Raw genomic sequence first — 19,271 nt, forward strand, 5'->3', positions numbered from 1 at the left:
GAATCACTCAGCCTGGTAGCGGGGGAACACACCGGTCGGGGCCGGTAGGGCGGTGCCTGGCTTCAGCCGGGTGCTGATAGCGGCGAAGGTTCGTTCGTCGGGGTTCTGCCCGAGCAGATCGAGCAGCTTGGCCGACGAGTCGGGCATCACGGGCTGCGTCAGCAGCGCGGCGATCCGCACGACCTCGAGCGTCGTGTATAGCACTGTGCCGAACCGACGCTGATCCTGCGCCGCCTCCGACTTGCGCAGCACCCACGGTTCCTGGGCGGAGAAGTACCTGTTCGCCGCGCCGAGGACCGACCAGATCGCCTCGAGCGCCAGGTGCATCGCCACGGCGTCGTAATGGCCACGCACCCGGTCGATCAGCGCGTCGGCCGATTCGAGCAGAGCCGCGTCGTCGGCAGTGAGGTCCCCTGGCTCAGGGACGATTCCGTCGAGGTTTTTGGCCACCATCGACAGCGAGCGCTGCGCCAGGTTTCCCAACTCGTTGGCCAGGTCGGCGTTGATGCGGCCGATGATCGCGTCCTCGCTGTAGCTGCCGTCCTGACCGAACGGCACCTCACGCAGGAAGAAATAGCGCACCTGGTCGAGCCCGAACGTGTCGACGAGGTTCACCGGGTCGATGATGTTGCCCACCGACTTGCTCATCTTCTCGCCGCGGTTGAGCACGAATCCGTGCGCGAAAACCCTGCGCGGCAACTCGATTCCCGCCGACATCAGGAACGCGGGCCAGTAGACGGTGTGGAACCGGATGATGTCCTTGCCGATCATGTGCAGATCGGCCGGCCAGTACCGCGTGAAGGCTTCCGACGCGGTGTCCGGGAAGCCGACGCCGGTCAGGTAGTTGGTCAGCGCGTCCACCCACACGTACATGACGTGGTCGGGATGGTCGGGCACCGGCACGCCCCAGTCGAAGGTGGTGCGCGAGATCGACAGGTCTCTGAGCCCGCCGGAGACGAAGCTGACGACCTCGTTGCGCCGCACTTCGGGCTCGATGAACTCCGGGTGCGCCCGATAATGCTCCAGCAGGCGGTCCGTATAGGCCGACAGCCGGAAGAAGTATGTCTGCTCCTCGGTCCACGTCACGGGCGCGCCGGTCTCCACAGCGACCCGCACGCCGTCGGCGCCGACGTTCGTCTCGGCGTCGGTGAAGAACCGTTCGTCGCGTACCGAGTACCAACCGTGGTAGGAGTCCAGGTAGATGTCACCGGCGTCGTTCATCCGGCGCCAGATCTCCTTCGAGGCCTCGAAGTGGTCGGCGTCCGAGGTGCGGATGAACCGGTCGAACGAGATGTTCAGCTTCTCCTGCAGGCGCTCGAACACATCGGAGTTCTGCCGCGCCAGGTCAGCCGTGGAAATGCCCAGCGTTTTCGCCGCCTCGGCCATCTTCAGCCCGTGCACATCGGTGCCGGTCAGGTACCGCACGTCGAATCCGTCCAGCCGCTTGAACCGGGCGACGGCGTCGGTGGCGATGTACTCGTAGGCGTGGCCGACGTGCGGATCGCCGTTCGGGTAGGCGATCGCAGTGGTGATGTAGAAGGGCGCGCCTGGGCTATGCGCTTGCGCCCCGGGGACAGCGGTAGTCATTTCAACTCAGCTTATGGTGTGGCGGTGAACGCGAAGCGCTCAGGCGGAAGGGAGCGGCCCCCCGCTCCGGATCCGCTGAGCCCGCTGATCGACGCGCACACCCATCTCGACGCATGCGGTGCGTCGGACGCGGCCGACGTCACCGCGATCGTCGACCGGGCGGCAGCGGTCGGCGTCCGGGCCGTCGTCACCATCGCCGACGACCTCGCCTCCGCGCGCTGGGCCACCGAGGCCGCCGACGCCGACGAGCGGGTCTACGCCGCCGTCGCCCTGCACCCGACGCGAGCCGACGCCCTGACCGACGACGCCAAGACCGTCGTGGAGCGACTGGCCGGGCATCCCCGCGTCGTCGCGATCGGCGAGACCGGCCTCGACCTGTACTGGCCCGGCAAGCTGGAAGGCTGCGCGGAACCGGCCACCCAACGGGACGCATTCGCCTGGCACATCGACCTCGCCAAGCGGACCGGTAAGCCGCTGATGATCCACAACCGTGAGGCCGACGACCAAGTGCTCGACGTGCTCGCCGCCGAGGGCGCCCCTGACATCGTGATCTTCCACTGCTTCTCCTCGGGACCGGAGATGGCGCGTCGGTGCATCGACCAGGGCTGGCTACTGAGCCTGTCGGGCACCGTCAGCTTCAAGAACGCCAGAGCCCTGCGCGAAGCCGCACAGCTGATTCCGCCCGGGCAAATGCTCGTCGAGACCGATGCGCCGTTTCTGACGCCCCACCCGTACCGCGGCGCGCCCAACGAGCCGTACTGCCTTCCCTACACTGTGCGGGCGGTGGCGGAGATCGTCGGTAAGCCGGCGGAGGCCGTCGCACGTGAAACCACCACCACAGCCGAGCGCGCGTACGGCCTCGCGAGTTGCTGACTCGAGGCCTCTCCGTTACCGTGCTGTGACCGAAAGCGAAGCACCGCAAGGGCGCGGAGTTCCGTCCGATAGTCGGGGATATACGACGTTTTGAACACTTTCACAAAGCTCCACGAGGCGCGTTCACCGCTACTTCGTCTGCTGGTCGGTGCGACGTTGCTCGCACTCACCTTCGCCGGCGGTTACGCGATAGCTGCGCACAAGACCGTCACGCTGACCGTCGACGGGTCGTCGACGACGGTGGCGACCATGAAGTCGCGCGTGATCGACGTGGTCGAGGAGAACGGCTTCGAGGTCGGCGACCGCGACGACCTGTTCCCGGCCGCCGATCAGCCGGTGAACCAGGCCGACACCATCGTGCTGCGCCGCAGCCGTCCGCTTCAGCTTTCACTGGACGGCGAGGACAGCAAGCAGGTGTGGACGACCGCGTCGACGGTCGACGAGGCTCTCGCGCAGCTGGAGATGACCGACAAGGCGCCCGCGGCCGCCTCGCGCGCCAGCCGGGTTCCGCTGGCAGGAATGTCGCTGCCCGTGGTTAGTCCCAAGACCGTGTACATCGACGACGGCGGAGCGACGCGCAGCGTCACCCTGGCCGCCCCGAACGTCGCGGGTCTGCTCGCCGAGGCGGGTGCCCCGCTCGAGCAGCGTGACGCAGTGGTTCCTGCCGCATCGGCCCCCGTCACCGACGGTATGCACGTGCAGGTGACGCGCAATCGGATCGACAAGATCGCCGAGCGTGTGCCGCTGCCGCCCGGCCTCAAGCGCATCGAGGACCCGACGCTGAACCAGAGCCGCGAGGTCGTCGAGGACCCGGGGATGCCGGGCACCCAGGACGTGATCTTTGCCGTGGCGAAACTCAACGGTGTGGAGACCGGCAGGTTGCCAGTAGCCAATGTCGTTGTAACGCCGGCCCGTGAAGGGGTCGTGCGAGTGGGCACCAAGCCCGGAACCGAGGTGCCGCCGGTGTCCAACGCAGCGACCTGGGACGCCCTTGCCCGGTGCGAAGCCGGAGGTAATTGGGCGATCAACACCGGCAACGGATATTACGGCGGCGTTCAATTCGACCAAAACACATGGGAGCGCAACGGCGGTCTGCGCTATGCTGCGAGAGCCGACTTGGCAACAAGAGAAGAACAAATCGCGATTGCTGAAGTCACTCGGGCGCGACAAGGGTGGGGCGCGTGGCCGACTTGTAGCGGGAGGATTGGTGCGCGCTGACCATTCGACTACTCGGGCGGACCGAGATACGACAACTGGCGAAGGCGATCGACTTTCGGCCGCGCAAATCGTTCGGCCAGAACTTCGTCCATGACGCCAACACCGTACGGCGAATCGTTTCGGCGTCCGGTGTCCACAAGCACGACCACGTTCTCGAGGTCGGGCCCGGACTGGGCTCGCTGACGCTGGCGTTGCTCGACCGCGGCGCGCGGGTGACCGCCGTCGAGATCGACCCCGTACTGGCCCGGCAACTGCCGACCACCATCGCCGAGCATTCGCACAGCGAGATCAACCGGCTCACCGTGCTCAACCGCGACATCCTCGGATTGCGCCGCGAAGAACTCGACGAGGAGCCCACGGCCCTGGTCGCCAACCTGCCCTACAACATCGCCGTGCCGGCGCTGCTGCATCTGATGGCCGAGTTCCCCTCGATCCGCACCGTGATGGTGATGGTGCAGGCCGAGGTGGCCGAGCGGCTCGCGGCCGAACCGGGCGGCAAGGATTACGGCGTTCCGAGTGCCAAGGTGCGCTTCTTCGGCAAGGTCCGGCGGCACGGCATGGTGTCGCCGACGGTGTTCTGGCCGATCCCCCGGGTGTACTCGGGCCTGGTCGGCATCGAGCGCTACGAGTCGTCGCCGTGGCCGACCGACGAGAGCTTCCGTGAGCAGGTTTTCGAGCTGATCGACATCGGGTTCGCGCAGCGGCGCAAGACGGCGCGCAACGCGTTCGCCGAATGGGCGGGTTCGGGTAACGAGTCGGCGCGCAGGCTGCTCGCCGCCAGCATCGATCCCTCACGCCGTGGTGAGACCCTGTCCATCGCCGACTTCGTCCGGCTGCTGCAACGGTCAGAAGAGGTCGACAAGCCGGTGGTTCGGGAAACCAAGGGCTCGATCAGCGTCCGCTGACCGCACGCACGACCAGCGCGACGAACTCCCGGCAGGACTGGTAGCGGTCCGCGGGCGCCTTCGCCAGGGCTTTGGCCACGATCGAGTCGAAGGTGCGTGGCAGCCAGTCGAATTCAGCCGAGAACCGTGGTGGCGGGCGATGCAGGTGCGCCTCGACCAACCCGACTCGGGAGTCCTCCCGAAACGGCGGTGACCCGGTGATCAGTTCGACCGCCGTGCAGGCCAGTGCGTATTCGTCGGTGGCTTCTGTCGGCGCCCGACCCGCGATCAGCTCCGGCGCCGAGTACGGCAGCGAGGCCTCCACCTGCGAAGGGCGGCGGCCGATGTCGTCGGTGATCTCGACCGCGACCCCGAAGTCGATCAGCACGGCGTGCGAGCGGTCGGGCTCGACCAGGATGTTGGCGGGTTTGACGTCGCAGTGCACGATCGCGCGGTTGTGCATGTAGTCGAGCGCGTCGGCGATCTGGCCGAGGGCGGCGAGGCGGTCGGGGACCGTCGGCAGGTTCTGCACTCCGCCGCCCGCGACGAACTGCATCGTCAGCCACCCCGGGCCCCGCTTGTACACGGTGACGATATAGGGGTGGTCGAGCCGGCTGGCGAACTCGAACTCACGCCGCAGCCGGGCCACGTGCGCTCGATCGCGAGCGTGTTCGGCGAGGACCTTCAACGCGACCACCAGCTGCGGGTTGTCCGCGGGATGCGCTCGGTAGACCGTGGCCGATCCACCCTGGCCGAGGACCTCGTCGACCACGTAGTCGTCGAACCGGTCGCCGGCGGACAGCACGAGCTCACACTAGTGCCGCCGACTGCGCCGACTCGCCGACAGGACGACTGGTCGGCGACTCCTTTCGATAGTGTCGTGCCGTGCCGGGCTGGAACGGGAACACCGCCTCCGAGTGGGTGCCGACGGGGTCGGTCACCGTGCGAGTGCCCGGGAAGGTCAACCTCTACCTGGAAGTGGGTGACCGCCGCGACGACGGCTACCACGAGCTCACCACCGTGTTCCACGCCGTCTCGCTGCTCGACGAGATCATCGTCAGCAACGCCGACATGCTGTCGCTGGAAGTGTCCGGTGAAGGGGCCGAATCGCTGCCGGCCGACGAGCGCAACCTCGCGTGGCAGGCGGCTGAGTTGATGGCCGAACACGTGGGGCGGGCACCGGATGTGGCGATCTCGATCGACAAATCCATCCCGGTCGCCGGCGGGATGGCCGGCGGTAGCGCTGACGCGGCGGCGGTGCTGGTCGCAATGAACACGCTGTGGGAGTTGGGGGTGCCGCGGCGCGATCTGCATGCGCTGGCGGCCCGGCTGGGCAGCGACGTGCCGTTCGCTCTGCACGGGGGGACCGCGTTGGGCACCGGGCGCGGTGAGGAGCTGGCGACGGTGTTGGCGCGCACGACGTTTCACTGGGTGCTCGCCTTTGCCGACGGTGGGTTGTCGACCCCGGCGGTGTTCGCCGAGATCGACCGGCTGCGCGACTCTGCGGGCCCGGATCGCGAGCCGCCGCCGCGCCTCGAGGACGCCGAACCGGTGCTGGCCGCGCTGGCCTCCGGCGATCCGGCTCAACTCGCCCCGCTGCTCGGCAACGACCTGCAGCCCGCCGCGCTGAGCCTCGATCCGGGGTTGCGCCGCACGCTGCGCGCGGGCACCGAGGCCGGAGCCTTGGCGGGCATCGTGTCCGGGTCGGGGCCGACGTGCGCTTTTCTGTGCGCCTCGGCGGGCCAGGCGGTCGACGTCGGCGCGCAGTTGGCGGGCGCGGGCGTGTGTCGCACCGTGCGCGTGGCCAGCGGCCCCGTCCAGGGCGCGCGGGTGGTGCCGACGCCGTCGACGTCGGCGTGACCTCGTGTCGCCGGGGAACAGTTTGGTCACGAGAGGGTGTGACCCAGACCTCAATACTCGCGAGAGTTTGGCGGCTACTTAAGAGTTGCATAAGATGGCCGATGGTGAAGATTAGCTGTCATGCATCGGACACGACTTTCTTTCCCGCCGGAGACCTCGGTGGGCGCCTCGTCGGATATGGCGAAGGCCTCGGTGCATCACCAATTCGAGACGAAACCGCTCCCGACTCGTGTGCGCGCCTTCGCGACCACATCTCTGATCGGGCGGAGCATATGACGAGGATTTTTGCGCTGAGCCCCATGCCGCAGGCGCAGCGGCTCCAGGAACCGAGGAGGGTGTCGTGAGCCGATTCACCGAGAAGATGTACCGCAATGCCCGCACCGTGACGACGGGCATGGTCACCGGTGAACCGTACGAACCCGTCCGCCACACCTGGGGCGAGGTGCACGAGCGCGCCCGCTGCGTCGCAGGCGGCCTCGAGAAGGCCGGTATCGGACTCGGCGACGCGGTCGGCGTGCTGGCCGGCTTCCCCGTGGAGATCGCCCCGACCGCCCAGGGTCTGTGGATGCGCGGCGCCAGCCTGACCATGCTGCACCAGCCCACCCCGCGCACCGACCTCGCGGTCTGGGCCGAGGACACGATGAACGTCGTGCGGATGATCGAGGCCAAGGCCGTCATCGTCTCCGAACCGTTCATGGTCGCCATCCCGGTGCTCCAAGAGCAGGGCATCACGGTCCTCACCGTGCCGGACCTGATGGCCTCCGATCCGATCGATCCGATCGACGTCGGCGAGGACGATCTCGCGCTGATGCAGCTGACCTCTGGCTCCACGGGCTCGCCCAAGGCGGTCCAGATCACGCACCGCAACATCTACTCCAACGCCGAGGCGATGTTCATCGGCGCCGAGTACGACGTCGAGAAGGACGTCATGGTCAGCTGGCTGCCGTGCTTCCACGACATGGGCATGGTTGGCTTCTTGACCATCCCGATGTACTTCGGCGCGGAACTGGTCAAGGTCACCCCGCTGGACTTCCTGCGCGACACCCTGCTGTGGGCCAAGCTCATCGACAAGTACAAGGGCACGATGACCGCGGCGCCGAACTTCGCCTATGCGCTGTTCGCCAAGCGGTTGCGCCGCCAGGCCAAGCCGGGTGAGTTCGACCTGTCCACGCTGCGGTTCGCGCTGTCGGGCGCCGAGCCCGTCGAGCCCGCCGACGTCGAGGACCTGCTGGATGCCGGCAAGCCATTCGGCCTGAAGCCCGACGCCATCCTGCCCGCCTACGGCATGGCCGAGACCACGCTCGCGGTGTCGTTCTCTCCGTGCGGCGCGGGACTGGTGGTCGACGAGGTCGACGCCGATCTGCTGGCCGCGCTCCGCCGCGCCGTACCCGCGACCAAGGGCAACACCCGCCGGCTGGCCTCGTTGGGACCGCTGCTGCGCGACCTCGAGGCCCGCGTCATCGACGAGCAGGGCAACGTGATGCCGCCGCGCGGCGTCGGCGTGATCGAGCTTCGCGGTGAATCACTGACCCCGGGCTACATCACCATGGGCGGATTCATCCCGGCGCAGGACGAGCACGGCTGGTACGACACCGGCGACCTCGGCTACATCACCGACGAAGGCAACATCGTCGTGTGCGGCCGGGTCAAGGACGTCATCATCATGGCCGGCCGCAACATCTACCCGACCGACATCGAGCGCGCCGCATGCCGTGTCGAGGGGGTCCGGCCCGGATGCGCCGTCGCGGTGCGCCTCGACGCGGGCCACTCGCGGGAGACGTTTGCCGTCGCGGTGGAGTCCAACGCCTGGCAGGATCCCGTCGAGGTGCGCCGGATCGAGCAGCAGGTCGCCCATGAGGTGGTCGGCGAGGTCGACGTGCGTCCGCGCAACGTCGTCGTGCTCGGACCCGGCACCATCCCGAAGACGCCGTCGGGCAAGCTGCGCCGCAGCACCTCCGTCTCGCTCGTCACCTAGTCCTCTAGGTGCGCGAGCGACCGTGTTTGCACACGGACACGCCGCGTAGCGCCTGCATTTTGCGGTCGCTCGCCACGTAATGAGCTGTCCGTGAGTGGCGATACGTTCGGTGTCATGCCTTCCGCTCCCGCCATCGAGGCGATCGATCTTGTGAAGCGCTTCGGCGACGGCGAACCGGCCGTCGACGGCGTCAGCTTCACCGTTCCCCCCGGTACGGTGCTCGGGCTGCTGGGTCCGAACGGCGCCGGCAAGACCACCACAGTGCGGATGATGACGACGTTGACCGCACCGACCAGCGGCACCGCCCGCGTCGCCGGCTACGACGTCGTGCGCGAACCCGATCAGGTGCGCCGCAACATGGGCCTGACCGGGCAGGTTGCCACCGTCGACGAGCTGCTCACCGGCCGCGAGAACATCCGGATGATCGGCGGGCTCTACGGCATCCGCAAAAAGGACCTCACCAAACTGGGTGATCAACTGCTGGAACAGTTCTCGATCGCCGACGCCGCCGATCGCGTGGTGAAGTCCTACTCGGGCGGCATGCGTCGCCGGCTCGATCTCGCGGTGAGCCTGCTCGCCTCGCCGCCGGTGTTGTTCCTCGACGAGCCGACCACCGGCCTGGACCCTCGCAGCCGCAGCGAAGTATGGGACGCGCTAAGAGGTCTCGTCGAGCAGGGCACCACGCTGCTGCTGACCACGCAGTACCTCGAAGAGGCCGATCAGCTGGCCGACAACATCCTGGTGATCGACAAGGGGCGCATCATCGCCGAGGGTTCGCCACTTGCGCTCAAACAGCAGGCAGGCAACGCCAGCCTGGTCGTCACGGTGACGAACGTCGAGGACCTCTCCGCGGCCGAGGCGCTGCTCGCCGCGGACGGTAGCGAAGTGTTCGTCAACGCAGGCGCACGCGAGTTGACCGCGGCCGCCGAGGGCCTCGACGACATGATCCGCGTCGCGGCAATGCTGCGCGATAACGACATCGCCGTCGACGACATCGGGTTGTCGCGACCGAGCCTCGACGACGTCTTCCTCTCGCTGACCGGTCACCGCAGCGAAGAGGAGGACGGTGCATGACCATCGAAGGCGACATGACTACCGTCGCGCCACCGGCACACGCCCCCAGGAAACGGGTCGCGATTCGGCGAACCAACAATGCCCAGCAGTCCTGGATCATGGTCAAGCGCAACATGATCCACACCAAGCGCATGCCCGAGATGCTGAGCGACGTCACCACCCATCCCATCATGTTCGTGTTGCTGTTCGCGTTCGTTTTCGGCGCGTCGATTCCCAACCCGGGGGGCACCAACTACCGCGAATTCCTGCTGCCGGGCATCCAGGCGCAAACCATCGTGTTCTCGGCATTCGTCGTGGCATCCGGTATCACCGCCGACATCGAGAAGGGCATCATCGACCGGTTCCGCTCGCTGCCCATCTCGCGATCGTCGGTGCTCATCGGTCGCAGCATCGCCAGCCTGATCCACTCGTCGCTGGGCGTGGTGGTGATGGCGCTGACGGGCCTGGCGATCGGCTGGCGCATCCGCGGCAGCGTCGCCGAGGCGGTACTGGCCTTCGCTCTGGTCCTGGTCTTCGGTTTCGGAATGATCTGGTTCGGCATCCTGATCGGCTCACTGCTGCGCACCGTCGAGGCCGTCAACGGCGTGATGTTCACCGTCTTGTTCCCGATCACGTTCCTGGCCAACACATTTGTCCCGACCGAGCCGATGCCTCACTGGCTGCGGGTCATCGCCGAGTGGAACCCGGTGTCGTCGCTGGCTCAGGCGATGCGCGAACTATGGGGCAACGGCGGACCCGCGCCCGACAGTGCGCAGCTGCCGCTGCACCATCCGGTGCTGGCCACCATCCTCTGGTCCCTGCTGCTGACGGCGGTCTTCGCGCCGTTCGCCCTGCGCGCCTACGCCCGCCGCACCGGCAGCTAGGCGCGAATCGACGCCACCGTCCATGCGGGCAGGATCGGCGCCCTGGTGAGGAAGTGCTCCGACTGCCCGGTCGCCCGCAACAGGACCTGCGTCCGCAGGATGCAACACCCCATGCGGACCATCGCGAATATCTCGTACCAGTCGAGATCTTCGAGCGGCCTGCCGAGCATCTCCTCGTAGCGCCCGACAACCGAAGCGCGGCTGTCGAAGCCTTCCAGTTCGGGGTCGAGATCCAAGCCGTTGACCTCGAGCATCTGCTTGCGGGTGGCCAGCCACCACGCGACATCGGCTTCGGCGGGGCATACGCAGGCCTGCTCCCAGTCCAGCGCGCCGACGAGTTCGCCGGAGTCGTCGAAGATCGCGTTCGACAACCGCGCATCGCCCCAGCAGATACTCAAATCAGTTGTGGCGGAGGGTGTGCGCCGCGTCAGCCAGTCGAACGCTTCGGTGATGACATCGGGGACCTGGTCATCAGTGCCCCATCTGACGTACTCGCGCCACCACTCGAGCTCGGTACTGACACCGACTCCCTCGGGTCGGACCAGCCACGGAGCCTGCTCGGGGGGCACCCGATGCAGGCGCGCCATCGTTTCCAGGAACGAGTCGTGCACTCGGCGCTGCACGGTCATGCCGGCGTCGTGCAACCAACCGCGCGTGGCATAGCTGGTGTCCGACGGTGTGTGGCCGACGATCCGTGGCATCACAAGGAATTTCGAGCCGATCCACGACTCGTCGGGCTCGTAGACGATCGGTGACGGCGTCGCGACACCGTGTTCGTGGAGAAGTCGCTGCGTCGCGGACTGCGCGTCGAGGTCGTATTCGGGAAAGATCCCGCCGCCCGCAGGCGGTATCCGGATGACGTGCTCGTCATTGCGTCCGCCGGTTTCGACGTTGAACACCAGTGTTTCGCTCGACCAGCCCGCGGCCCGGTTCGCCGGCCGTAGTTCGGAGAGGACGACCTCGTCGGTGTGCCGGTTGGCGAACCAGTCCCGCAGCCTGGCGCGGGTGGCCTCGAGGTCGCGTCTGACCAGAGCGATGCCCGCCATGCAGAAAGGCTTACACGCGGGCGGTGAGATGTAAAGGAGCAACCTGTTACGTCCGACATCTCGTATGTAATACGCTCGCGAAGTGACCCGACCGCAGGCTCTCACCTTCGGCGACATCGACGACCACGACCGGCCACTGGCTGTCCTGGTTCACGGCTTCCCCGACACCCCGTTCACGTGGCGCCACCTCGGACCGCATCTGGTCAACCACGGCTATCGCGTCATCGCGCCGTGGCTCCCGGGATACGACACACCGATCGGGCACCCGGTCAGCGTGGGCACGTACGTGCGCCACGTACGCCAGGTCGCCCAAGCGAGGGGAGCCGACGACCGCGCGGTGCTGATCGGTCACGACTGGGGTGCGCACGCGGGCTACGGCGTGGTCGCGGGCCCGGCCCCGGTCTTCGGGCGTTTCGTGGCGCTCGCCGTACCGCCGATCGGTGTGCTGGCGACCGGCCTGTTCACCTACCGGCAGCTCAAACGGTCGTTCTACATCTGGTTCATCCAGCAGGTCGGGTTGGCCGAGGCGGCGTTGCTCGCGCCCGGGTTCTGGGAGTCCCTGTGGGCGGACTGGTCACCGGGATACGACTGCGCCGAAGACATCGCCGAACTGCGCGGGCACGTCACCGCCGAGAACATCACAGACGTCGTCGGGCCGTACCGCGCGTCGTTCAATCCGGAGTTCGGCGATTCCGAAGCCGCCGACGAGACCGCGGCGACGGCCGTGCCGCCCCCGGTCCCGACGCTCTACCTGCATGGCCGCAACGACGGCGCGATAGGCGCCGAGCTGCTCGCCGACCTGGGCGAGTACCTGCCGACCGCTGGGTCGTCGCACGAAGTCATCGACGGAGTCGGGCACTTCCTGCACCTCGAACAGCCCGACCTGATCGCGGCCAAGATCAGCGACTGGCTGGACGCGGGGTGAGCGATGCGGAACGGCCGTTGCGCGCGGCGTCGAGGCCTGCGGCGTGGCGCAGTTCGGCGAGGAAGTTCTCGGGGCTGGCTCCTCCGAGCAGGTAGTGGCACACCGCGATGCGCACCACGGCCGCCGCGGCGACGTCCTTGTTGTCGCCGGGGATGATCCGCGCGATCCGCTCGTGCATGATCGGCAGCACACGCCTCATCTGCGCGAGCACGTGTTCGGGTTCGATATCGGCGAGCGATCCTAGGGAGTAGGTGCTCTGAAACTCGACGATGAAGCGCAACGCCGCATCGAGGCGGTCGCGGCCCACGAGGCCCGCCATCGCGCTCGCGATTCCCGCATCGAAGTTGTCCTGTTCGTAGAGGCCGAACGCCTCGAGCAACCCCTCCTTGGAACCGAAGTGGCGGTACAGCGTCGGGCGGGAGACGCCTGCTTGGGCGGCGACATCGGACAGCTGCAGCTTCCGCCGACCGTCACGGGCCAGCACGACGAAAGTGGCCGCGAGGATGCGCCGCCGCGTCGACTGCTCGGCATCCTCGGTGCGGACCACGATTAACCTTTACATCTGCAGGGTCAAATGTCACACTAACGCTACATCAAGCCCGAGCACCCCATTGACGGGTGAGTCACCGGATGCGCAGTGCCACGTCCGGTGCGGAGGAGAGTAACGGTGACCGACCTCATCGTCCGTAAGATCGGATGGGAGTTCGACGCCTCGGTGCCGTTCATGTGGCAGCCGGCCAACCCGAATTTCGGACTGTTCTGCAACGCGTTCACGTTCATCGCGGTGCCCTTCGAGCGCTACATCGTCAGCGCGGTGCGGATGGCCGCTGACCGGTTGGCCGAAAGTCCCGGCGTCGCGGAGGAAGCCGAGGGGTTCCTCAAGCAGGAAGCCCAGCATGCCGCCGCGCATCGCAAGCACATGCTCGCGCTGATCGACCGCTACCCCGACCTCGAGCAGTGTTACGCCGACGCCTGCGCGGCCTACGACGAGCTGCTGAGGAACGAGCCGGTCGCCTTCCACCTCGCCTACGTCGCCAACCTCGAGGCCACGTTCACCCCGCTGTTCAAAGTGATTCTCGACCACCGTGATTCGCTGTTCGGCGGAGGCGATGTCCGGGTCGCCTCGCTGATGATGTGGCACTTCGTCGAGGAGATCGAGCACCGCAGTTCGGGGCTGATCCTGTGCAATCACGTCAACCCCCACCCGTGGTCCCGCGTCAAGCACATCAAGAGGACGTTCAGCCATGTCGCCGCCATCGCGGACGCGATCGCGACGGTGTTCGACGAGGTCGTCCCGATCGAGGATCGCGGCGTCTCCACCCGCGAGTTGTTGTCCGGCGACTTTCTGACCGGTGAACTCAAACACCGCCTGCCCATCGTGCGCCGCCGACGGGACGGCGGGGGAGCACCGACGATCTTCCAACCGGTGCCGACCGCCGACCTGGCGAAAATGGTATGGCGACTGGCGCTTTCGCAGACGCCGTACCACGATCCGGCCGATCAGCCGCTGCCCGCGTGGGCGCAGACCTGGATGCGCGCCTACGACAACGGCGCAGATATGACGACGTTCGCCCGGTCGTCGTCCACCACGGGAAGGTGACATCGATTGTTGACGACGAACTACGGCGGTCTGGTGCCCGAAGACGAGTCGCTCACCCACCAGATCGTCGACACGTTCGCAACGGTCAGCCAATCGGATCCGTCGTGGACGGAGAAGATCTGGACGCTCGCGCATGCGCGGGACAACTCGCTGCAGGTCGTGCTCGGCGTCGGAAAGTACACCAACCGTGGCGTGTTCGACGGTGCGGCCGGGGTGTGCCGCGGCACCGAGCAGTGGACCGTGCGCGGCGGGCGCCGCCTGTCGGCCGATCCCTCCTCGACCGCCGTCGGGCCGATCCGCTATCGCGTGTTGGAGCCGCTGCGGTCGATTCAGGTGAGCCTCGAGCCGACCGAACACGCGCCGATCTCGTTCGACGTGGTCATGCAGGGCAGCTTCGATGCGGCGCTGGAGGATCCGTGGCCCGACCGCAGCCCGGACGGCTACCGCGTCTCCCATAATGTGTTGCGCTACCACCAGATCGGCGTGGCGTCCGGCTGGGTCGAGGTCGAAGGCCGTCGCACCGAAATTCGCCCCGACGAGTGGATATCGGTGCGCGACCATTCTTGGGGCCTGCGCCCCGGGGTCGGTAAACCCATCCCCGGCCTGCCTCGTGGTGGGCGCAAGATCAAGCAGATGTTCATGACCTGGCTGCCGATGACGCTGACGCGCCCCGACGGATCGGCGTACTCGCTGTTCGTGATGTATCAGGAGGAGCGTGGCGACGGTTTTCTCGAAATCCGTTGCCAGGCAGAGCAACAGAACGACGACGGCACATCGCACCGGTTTGTCTCGGTGGAACAGGATCTGCACTTCAACGACGAGAACCGGCGACTGACCCATGGCACGGTCACGTTGATCGACTCTGACGGATCGCGGCGACCGCTGACGATCACCGCGGCCGGACCGACGGGCTTTCACCTCGGCACGGCCGGCTACTACGGCTGGAACGACTGGGTCTACGGCCAGTGGGTCGGCGATCTGCGCGTGGAGGGCTACCACGTGACCGACTGCGACACCGCGGAGAACGCGCGCAAGCTGCATCAGCTTCGGGATCTGCTGGTCCGCGTGGACGATCCGGTGGGCGGCGGTTCCGGCCTCGGCAACGCCGAGACGTTCGCGCTGGGCGAGTTCCCCGAGCGAGGGCTCACCGCCCAGAACTCGTTCCTCTGAAAAGTGTGACGCGGACCGCGGACCGCGCGCGGAATACATCGTCAACGGCTGGGCGTTTGGCCATGCATGAAGACGAGACTGCCGCTGCGTCGGCTGATGATCATGGTTGCGGCAGTATTCATCTCGGGTGCGGCGCTGGGCGCACCGCTGATGACGTCGGCAGCACCGGCCGCTGCGGCGCCCACCGGGGAGTGTCCCGACGTGCAGGTGGTATTCGCTCGCGGCACCGGGGAACCGGCGGGCGTCGGCCGCGTCGGCCAGGCGTTCGTCGACACGTTGCGACCGCTCGTGGGTGACGAGTCCGTCGCCGTCTACGCGGTCAACTATCCCGCGACACGGGACTTCCTGCGCGCCGCCGAGGGCGCCAACGACGCCAGCCTGTTCGTCCAGAACATCGCCACCACCTGCCCGGACACCAGGATCGTGCTCGGTGGGTACTCACAGGGTGCCGCCGTCATCGACGCCATCGCCCTGGCGAACACGCCCACACTCGGCTTCACCCAGCCGATGCCCGCCGCGGTCGCCGACCACGTGGCCGCCGTCGCGGTGTTCGGCAACCCCTCCATCCGCCTGCTCGGCGGTCCGCTCACCGCGCTGAGCCCGGCCTACGGGGCCAAGACCATCGACCTGTGCAACGGCGCGGATCCGGTGTGCTCCAACGGAAATGACGTCGCGGCGCACAGCCTCTACGTCGAGTCGGGGCTCACCGCTCAGGCGGCGCAGTTCACCGCCGACCGCCTCGGGGCCGCCGCGCCGATCACGACGCTGTCCGGCCACACCGGAGGCTGACGTCAGCCCCAGGCGTGCACGATGTTCTGCGCCGGCTCCACGCCCTGTGCCACCAGAATCTCGGTGGCGTCGGCGGCCTGCTCGCAGATCGTCGGCACGTCCTTCCACTCCGCGGACGTGAAGGTGCTCAACACGAACTTCGCGCCTTCGGTGCGGCCGGGCGGCCTACCGATGCCGATCCGGACGCGCTGAAAGTCGTTGCTGCCCAACGACAAAGCGACCGACCGTAGCCCGTTGTGCCCGGCCACCCCGCCGCCGAACTTCAGCCGGATCCGGCCGAAGTCGATATCGAGCTCGTCGTGGATCACCACGATGTCGGCCGGTGGCACCGAGTAGAACTTGGCCAGCGGTCCGACCTGCCGACCCGACTCGTTCATGTAGGTACGCGGTTTGGCCAGCACCACCGAGCGTCCGGCGAGGCGGCCGGTGACCACCTCGGCGCCGGACTTCTTGTGCACCTTGAATCCCGAGCCGATGCGATCGGCGAGGATGTCGGCGACGAGGAACCCGAGGTTGTGCCGCGTTGTGGCGTATTGCGGTCCCGGGTTGCCCAGGCCGACCACGAGTAGTGGTTCGGCCATGCCGGACTACTCGGTTTCTTCGGCGGGAGCCGCTTCGGCGGAGTCGCCCTCGACCTCGTCGGCGCCCTCGGCGACCTCGGCTGCTGCCTCCTCCGGCGCCTCACCGCCGCCCTCGGCCTCGAGCTCCTCGGCCGTCGGCGCGACGACGACGTTGACCACCAGCGAATCGGGGTCGGTCACCAGCGTGACACCCGACGGCAGCTCGAGTGAGCCGGCCGTGAACTGCGTGCCGGCCTCGACACCTTCGACCGAGACGACGACGTTCTCCGGAATCGACTGCACGTCGGCTTCGACCTCGATCGTGTTGGTCTCCTGGGTGACCAGGGTCCCGGGCACCGCGTCACCCTCGATGACGACGTTGATCTCGACGACAACCTTCTCGCCACGGCGCACGACGAGCAGATCGGCGTGCGTGATGGTGCGGCGGATCGGGTGGATGTCGAGAGCCCTGGTCAGCGCGAGCTGCTCCTTGCCGTTGATATCGAGGGTGAGCACCGCGTTGGTGCCCGAGTTGCGGAGCACGGCCGCGAAGTCACGGCCGTCGAGTTCGAGGTGCTGCGGATCGGTGCCGTGACCGTAGAGGACCGCGGGCACCTTGCCGTTGCGGCGGGCGCGGCGCGATGCGCCCTTGCCGGTCTCGGTGCGGACCGCCGCGGTCAGGTTGTTGGGGGCGTTCTTCGCCATGATGTGGGTGCTCCTGTCGTGTGCTCAGCACGGCGGGGCTCAACCACAAGGTTCGCGTCGATAACGGTGGCCTCCGCTGGCGCGGCCACCCTCGCCGTGATCACCGGCCAGGGTAGCCGGAAACGGTGCTGCGCCCCAAATCAGAGCGGGAACGCGGTCTCGGTGAGCTGCTCGGAGAGCTCCCACAGTGCCGTCGCCATCCGGCCGTCGCGAGCCAGCGGGCTGCGGAAGCCCGTCGGCCCGGTGGGACCGCGGCTGGCGAAGCGCGGGCCGACGAACGTGTCGCCCGGCAGATCCTCGGCCACCGCGTACAGGGTCTGGCGGGCACCGAAGTCGGGCTCGGTGGCGAATACCCGGTTGGCGGCGAGCCAGAAGCGGGTCCCGATCGGGTTGCCGGTCTGGCCCTGCAGGTTCGTGGCGGAGTAGCCCGGATGCGCGGCGATCGCCCGGATCGGCGAGCCCACCTCGTCGAGTCGACGCTGCAGGTCCTTCGTGAACAGCAGGTTCGCGAGCTTGGACTGGCCGTACGCCGGCCACGCCAGGTACGGCCGGGCCTTCCAGTTGAGGTCCTTGAGGTTGATCCGGCCGAAGATGTGCATGACCGAGGACACCGTCACGACGCGGTCGCTGATCTTGGGCAGCAGCAGGTTGGTCAGGGCGAAGTGGCCGAGATGGTTGGTGCCGATCTGGCTCTCGAAGCCGTCGACCGTCAACGCGTACGGGACGGCCATGATGCCGGCGTTGTTGACGAGCACGTCGACGGCGTCGACACCGTCGGCGAACGCGCGCACGGACGCCAGGTCCTGCAGGTCGAGCTTGCGGACCTCGACGTCCCCGGTGATCGTCGCCGCCGCCTCGTCACCCTTGGCGGTGTTGCGCACGGCGAGGATGACCTTGGCGCCTGCTCCGGCCAGTTCGCGCGCCGTGATCAAGCCGATGCCGCTGTTGGCGCCGGTGACGATGACGGTGCGTCCGGTGAAGGAGGGCAGATCCGCGGCGGTCCAGTCGCTCATGCCGACCACCCTAGTGACGTACCGCGAAATGGCATTCCAGCAGGTGTCCACTCGCACTTTCGCTGCTGGAATGCCATTTCGCGCAAAAACTGGGGCTACTTCGGCGGCGGCTTGGGGACCGCGACGTTGAAGCCGCCGATGATCTTCTCGATGTCGGGGGCCTCTTCGGCGGCTTTCTGGGCGAAACTCGTCACCGTGAACTGGACGAGATAGCGCTGCTTGGCAGGCGGTGCGCCGGTCGCGATGACGATGCGGTTGTAGCTGTGCATCCGGGTGCCGTTGAGGTCGTAGCTGCCCTCGATCATCGCCGACGGGAAACCCTTGAAGTCGTCCATGGACGCGTTGAGGCGCTTGAAGTTCTGCGACATCTCGGCGTCGACGTAGCCGTGCTTGATCGCCTCGCGCGGATCGAAGTCGCCGGTCAACTTCATCACCACCAGCATCGCGATCGGGTACGTCTCGCCCTTGGCGATCACCCTGGTTCCCGGCGCGAAGTTGGTGTTGAAGTACGGCTCCCACCCGGCAGGTGTCGGATATGAAACGGTCAGATCGGTGAGCTTCTCGGGGAACACGGGCTGCCCGGTCACACCGGCCTGTTCCAGGAACGCCGCGACGGGCACCGGCTTGTCATCGGGGTTGGCGGTGGTCGGGGGCGGCGACGACGACGTCGACCACACCGACTGATAATTGGGCGGTTCGGTGCCGCAGCCGGACACAGCGGCGATCGCACCGACAACCGTCACCGCGGCGGCGAGAACCCGAAAGCCTCGACGGCTCACAGAATCTCGCGCACCGCGTCGATCGGCCGGGCCAACCGGGTGCCCTTCGGCGTGACGACGAACGGCCGCTCGATCAGGATCGGGTTGGCGGCCATCGCGTCGAGGAGCTCGTCGTCCGAGGCATCCGCCAAACCCAGTTCGCCGTAGAGGGATTCACGCTTCCGCACGGCGGTGCGCACGTCGATACCGGCGTCGGAGATCATCTTCTCCAGCTCGGCGCGGGTTGGCGGCGTCTTCAGGTATTGCACGATCTCAGGCTCGATTCCGTTCTCGCGCAACAAGTCCAACGTCTTGCGCGAGGTCGAGCACTTGGGGTTGTGGTAGATCGTCGCGTTTGGCATTGGGGCCGA

The 19,271-nt window shown here is 67.3% G+C and carries 20 protein-coding genes; 11 read left to right on the plus strand and 9 right to left on the minus strand.

The window, feature by feature from the left end; genetic code table 11:
• Window positions 1-3: 3 nt before the first annotated feature.
• On the minus strand, window positions 4-1,587 hold the full coding sequence (gene metG, locus A5759_RS05115; protein WP_068194715.1) for a methionine--tRNA ligase: 1,584 nt from the start codon (window positions 1,585-1,587) through the stop codon (window positions 4-6).
• Window positions 1,588-1,611: 24 nt separating this feature from the next.
• Between metG and A5759_RS05120 the strand changes: the two genes are divergently transcribed.
• From A5759_RS05120 to rsmA, 3 genes are all read left to right on the plus strand, one after another.
• On the plus strand, window positions 1,612-2,460 hold the full coding sequence (locus tag A5759_RS05120; protein ID WP_068194867.1) for a TatD family hydrolase: 849 nt from the start codon (window positions 1,612-1,614) through the stop codon (window positions 2,458-2,460).
• 90 nt (window positions 2,461-2,550) lie between these two features.
• Entirely contained in the window at window positions 2,551-3,678 is a 1,128-nt protein-coding gene (locus A5759_RS05125; protein ID WP_064399551.1) for a resuscitation-promoting factor, read from the plus strand.
• Complete coding sequence (gene rsmA / locus A5759_RS05130) at window positions 3,675-4,583, plus strand: 16S rRNA (adenine(1518)-N(6)/adenine(1519)-N(6))-dimethyltransferase RsmA (protein WP_068194717.1); 909 nt, start codon at window positions 3,675-3,677, stop codon at window positions 4,581-4,583. The genes A5759_RS05125 and rsmA overlap by 4 nt, the downstream gene beginning before the upstream one ends.
• On the opposite strand, the gene A5759_RS05135 is transcribed toward rsmA, so the two are convergent.
• On the minus strand, window positions 4,570-5,367 hold the full coding sequence (locus tag A5759_RS05135; RefSeq protein ID WP_068194722.1) for a serine/threonine-protein kinase: 798 nt from the start codon (window positions 5,365-5,367) through the stop codon (window positions 4,570-4,572). The genes rsmA and A5759_RS05135 overlap by 14 nt on opposite strands.
• An 80-nt stretch (window positions 5,368-5,447) precedes the next feature.
• Here A5759_RS05135 and A5759_RS05140 point away from each other — a divergent pair, with 80 nt between their 5' ends.
• The 4 genes from A5759_RS05140 (at window position 5,448) to A5759_RS05155 (ending at window position 10,334) form a co-directional block, all read left to right on the plus strand.
• Window positions 5,448-6,422, plus strand: a complete 975-nt coding sequence (locus tag A5759_RS05140; protein ID WP_066845957.1) for a 4-(cytidine 5'-diphospho)-2-C-methyl-D-erythritol kinase — start codon at window positions 5,448-5,450, stop codon at window positions 6,420-6,422.
• Window positions 6,423-6,762: 340 nt separating this feature from the next.
• Window positions 6,763-8,397, plus strand: a complete 1,635-nt coding sequence (locus A5759_RS05145) for a fatty acyl-AMP ligase (protein ID WP_066845955.1) — start codon at window positions 6,763-6,765, stop codon at window positions 8,395-8,397.
• A 114-nt stretch (window positions 8,398-8,511) separates the two neighbouring features.
• On the plus strand, window positions 8,512-9,471 hold the full coding sequence (locus tag A5759_RS05150) for an ATP-binding cassette domain-containing protein (protein WP_068194725.1): 960 nt from the start codon (window positions 8,512-8,514) through the stop codon (window positions 9,469-9,471).
• Between the two features lie 14 nt (window positions 9,472-9,485).
• On the plus strand, window positions 9,486-10,334 hold the full coding sequence (locus A5759_RS05155; protein WP_068194870.1) for an ABC transporter permease: 849 nt from the start codon (window positions 9,486-9,488) through the stop codon (window positions 10,332-10,334).
• On the opposite strand, the gene A5759_RS05160 is transcribed toward A5759_RS05155, so the two are convergent.
• Window positions 10,331-11,380, minus strand: coding sequence for a phosphotransferase family protein (locus tag A5759_RS05160; protein WP_068194728.1), 1,050 nt, complete (start codon window positions 11,378-11,380; stop codon window positions 10,331-10,333). The two genes, A5759_RS05155 and A5759_RS05160, sit on opposite strands and share 4 nt — an antisense overlap.
• An 82-nt stretch (window positions 11,381-11,462) precedes the next feature.
• Between A5759_RS05160 and A5759_RS05165 the strand changes: the two genes are divergently transcribed.
• Window positions 11,463-12,305, plus strand: coding sequence for an alpha/beta fold hydrolase (locus tag A5759_RS05165; RefSeq protein WP_068194731.1), 843 nt, complete (start codon window positions 11,463-11,465; stop codon window positions 12,303-12,305).
• On the opposite strand, the gene A5759_RS05170 is transcribed toward A5759_RS05165, so the two are convergent.
• Window positions 12,280-12,852 (minus strand): TetR/AcrR family transcriptional regulator, encoded by a 573-nt coding sequence (locus tag A5759_RS05170; protein ID WP_231984553.1) that lies wholly within the window; start codon window positions 12,850-12,852, stop codon window positions 12,280-12,282. The two genes, A5759_RS05165 and A5759_RS05170, sit on opposite strands and share 26 nt — an antisense overlap.
• A gap of 120 nt (window positions 12,853-12,972) precedes the next feature.
• Between A5759_RS05170 and A5759_RS05175 the strand changes: the two genes are divergently transcribed.
• The 3 genes from A5759_RS05175 to A5759_RS05185 all read left to right on the plus strand — a co-directional run bounded on the left by A5759_RS05175 (window position 12,973) and on the right by A5759_RS05185 (window position 15,864).
• Window positions 12,973-13,905, plus strand: coding sequence for a metal-dependent hydrolase (locus A5759_RS05175; protein WP_068194738.1), 933 nt, complete (start codon window positions 12,973-12,975; stop codon window positions 13,903-13,905).
• A gap of 9 nt (window positions 13,906-13,914) precedes the next feature.
• Window positions 13,915-15,075, plus strand: coding sequence for a hypothetical protein (locus A5759_RS05180; RefSeq protein ID WP_231984554.1), 1,161 nt, complete (start codon window positions 13,915-13,917; stop codon window positions 15,073-15,075).
• 66 nt (window positions 15,076-15,141) lie between these two features.
• The gene (locus tag A5759_RS05185) at window positions 15,142-15,864 is read left to right on the plus strand and encodes a cutinase family protein (protein ID WP_068194742.1); all 723 of its coding nucleotides are present in this window, start codon (window positions 15,142-15,144) and stop codon (window positions 15,862-15,864) included.
• 2 nt (window positions 15,865-15,866) lie between these two features.
• Here A5759_RS05185 and pth read toward each other — a convergent pair whose 3' ends face one another.
• The 5 genes from pth to arsC all read right to left on the minus strand — a co-directional run bounded on the left by pth (window position 15,867) and on the right by arsC (window position 19,262).
• A complete protein-coding gene (pth, locus tag A5759_RS05190; protein WP_068194745.1) occupies window positions 15,867-16,445 on the minus strand; it encodes an aminoacyl-tRNA hydrolase in 579 nt (192 codons plus the stop codon).
• A gap of 6 nt (window positions 16,446-16,451) precedes the next feature.
• The gene (locus A5759_RS05195) at window positions 16,452-17,129 is read right to left on the minus strand and encodes a 50S ribosomal protein L25/general stress protein Ctc (protein ID WP_068194749.1); all 678 of its coding nucleotides are present in this window, start codon (window positions 17,127-17,129) and stop codon (window positions 16,452-16,454) included.
• A 140-nt stretch (window positions 17,130-17,269) separates the two neighbouring features.
• The gene (locus tag A5759_RS05200; protein ID WP_068194752.1) at window positions 17,270-18,142 is read right to left on the minus strand and encodes an oxidoreductase; all 873 of its coding nucleotides are present in this window, start codon (window positions 18,140-18,142) and stop codon (window positions 17,270-17,272) included.
• A gap of 95 nt (window positions 18,143-18,237) precedes the next feature.
• A complete protein-coding gene (locus tag A5759_RS05205; protein ID WP_068194755.1) occupies window positions 18,238-18,921 on the minus strand; it encodes an LpqN/LpqT family lipoprotein in 684 nt (227 codons plus the stop codon).
• Entirely contained in the window at window positions 18,918-19,262 is a 345-nt protein-coding gene (gene arsC, locus A5759_RS05210; protein ID WP_082699063.1) for an arsenate reductase (glutaredoxin), read from the minus strand. The genes A5759_RS05205 and arsC overlap by 4 nt, the downstream gene beginning before the upstream one ends.
• Between the last annotated feature and the right edge of the window lie 9 nt (window positions 19,263-19,271).

The sequence above is a fragment of the Mycobacterium sp. 852014-52144_SCH5372336 genome (assembly GCF_001665615.1).
Taxonomy (GTDB): Bacteria; Actinomycetota; Actinomycetes; order Mycobacteriales; family Mycobacteriaceae; genus Mycobacterium; species Mycobacterium neumannii_A.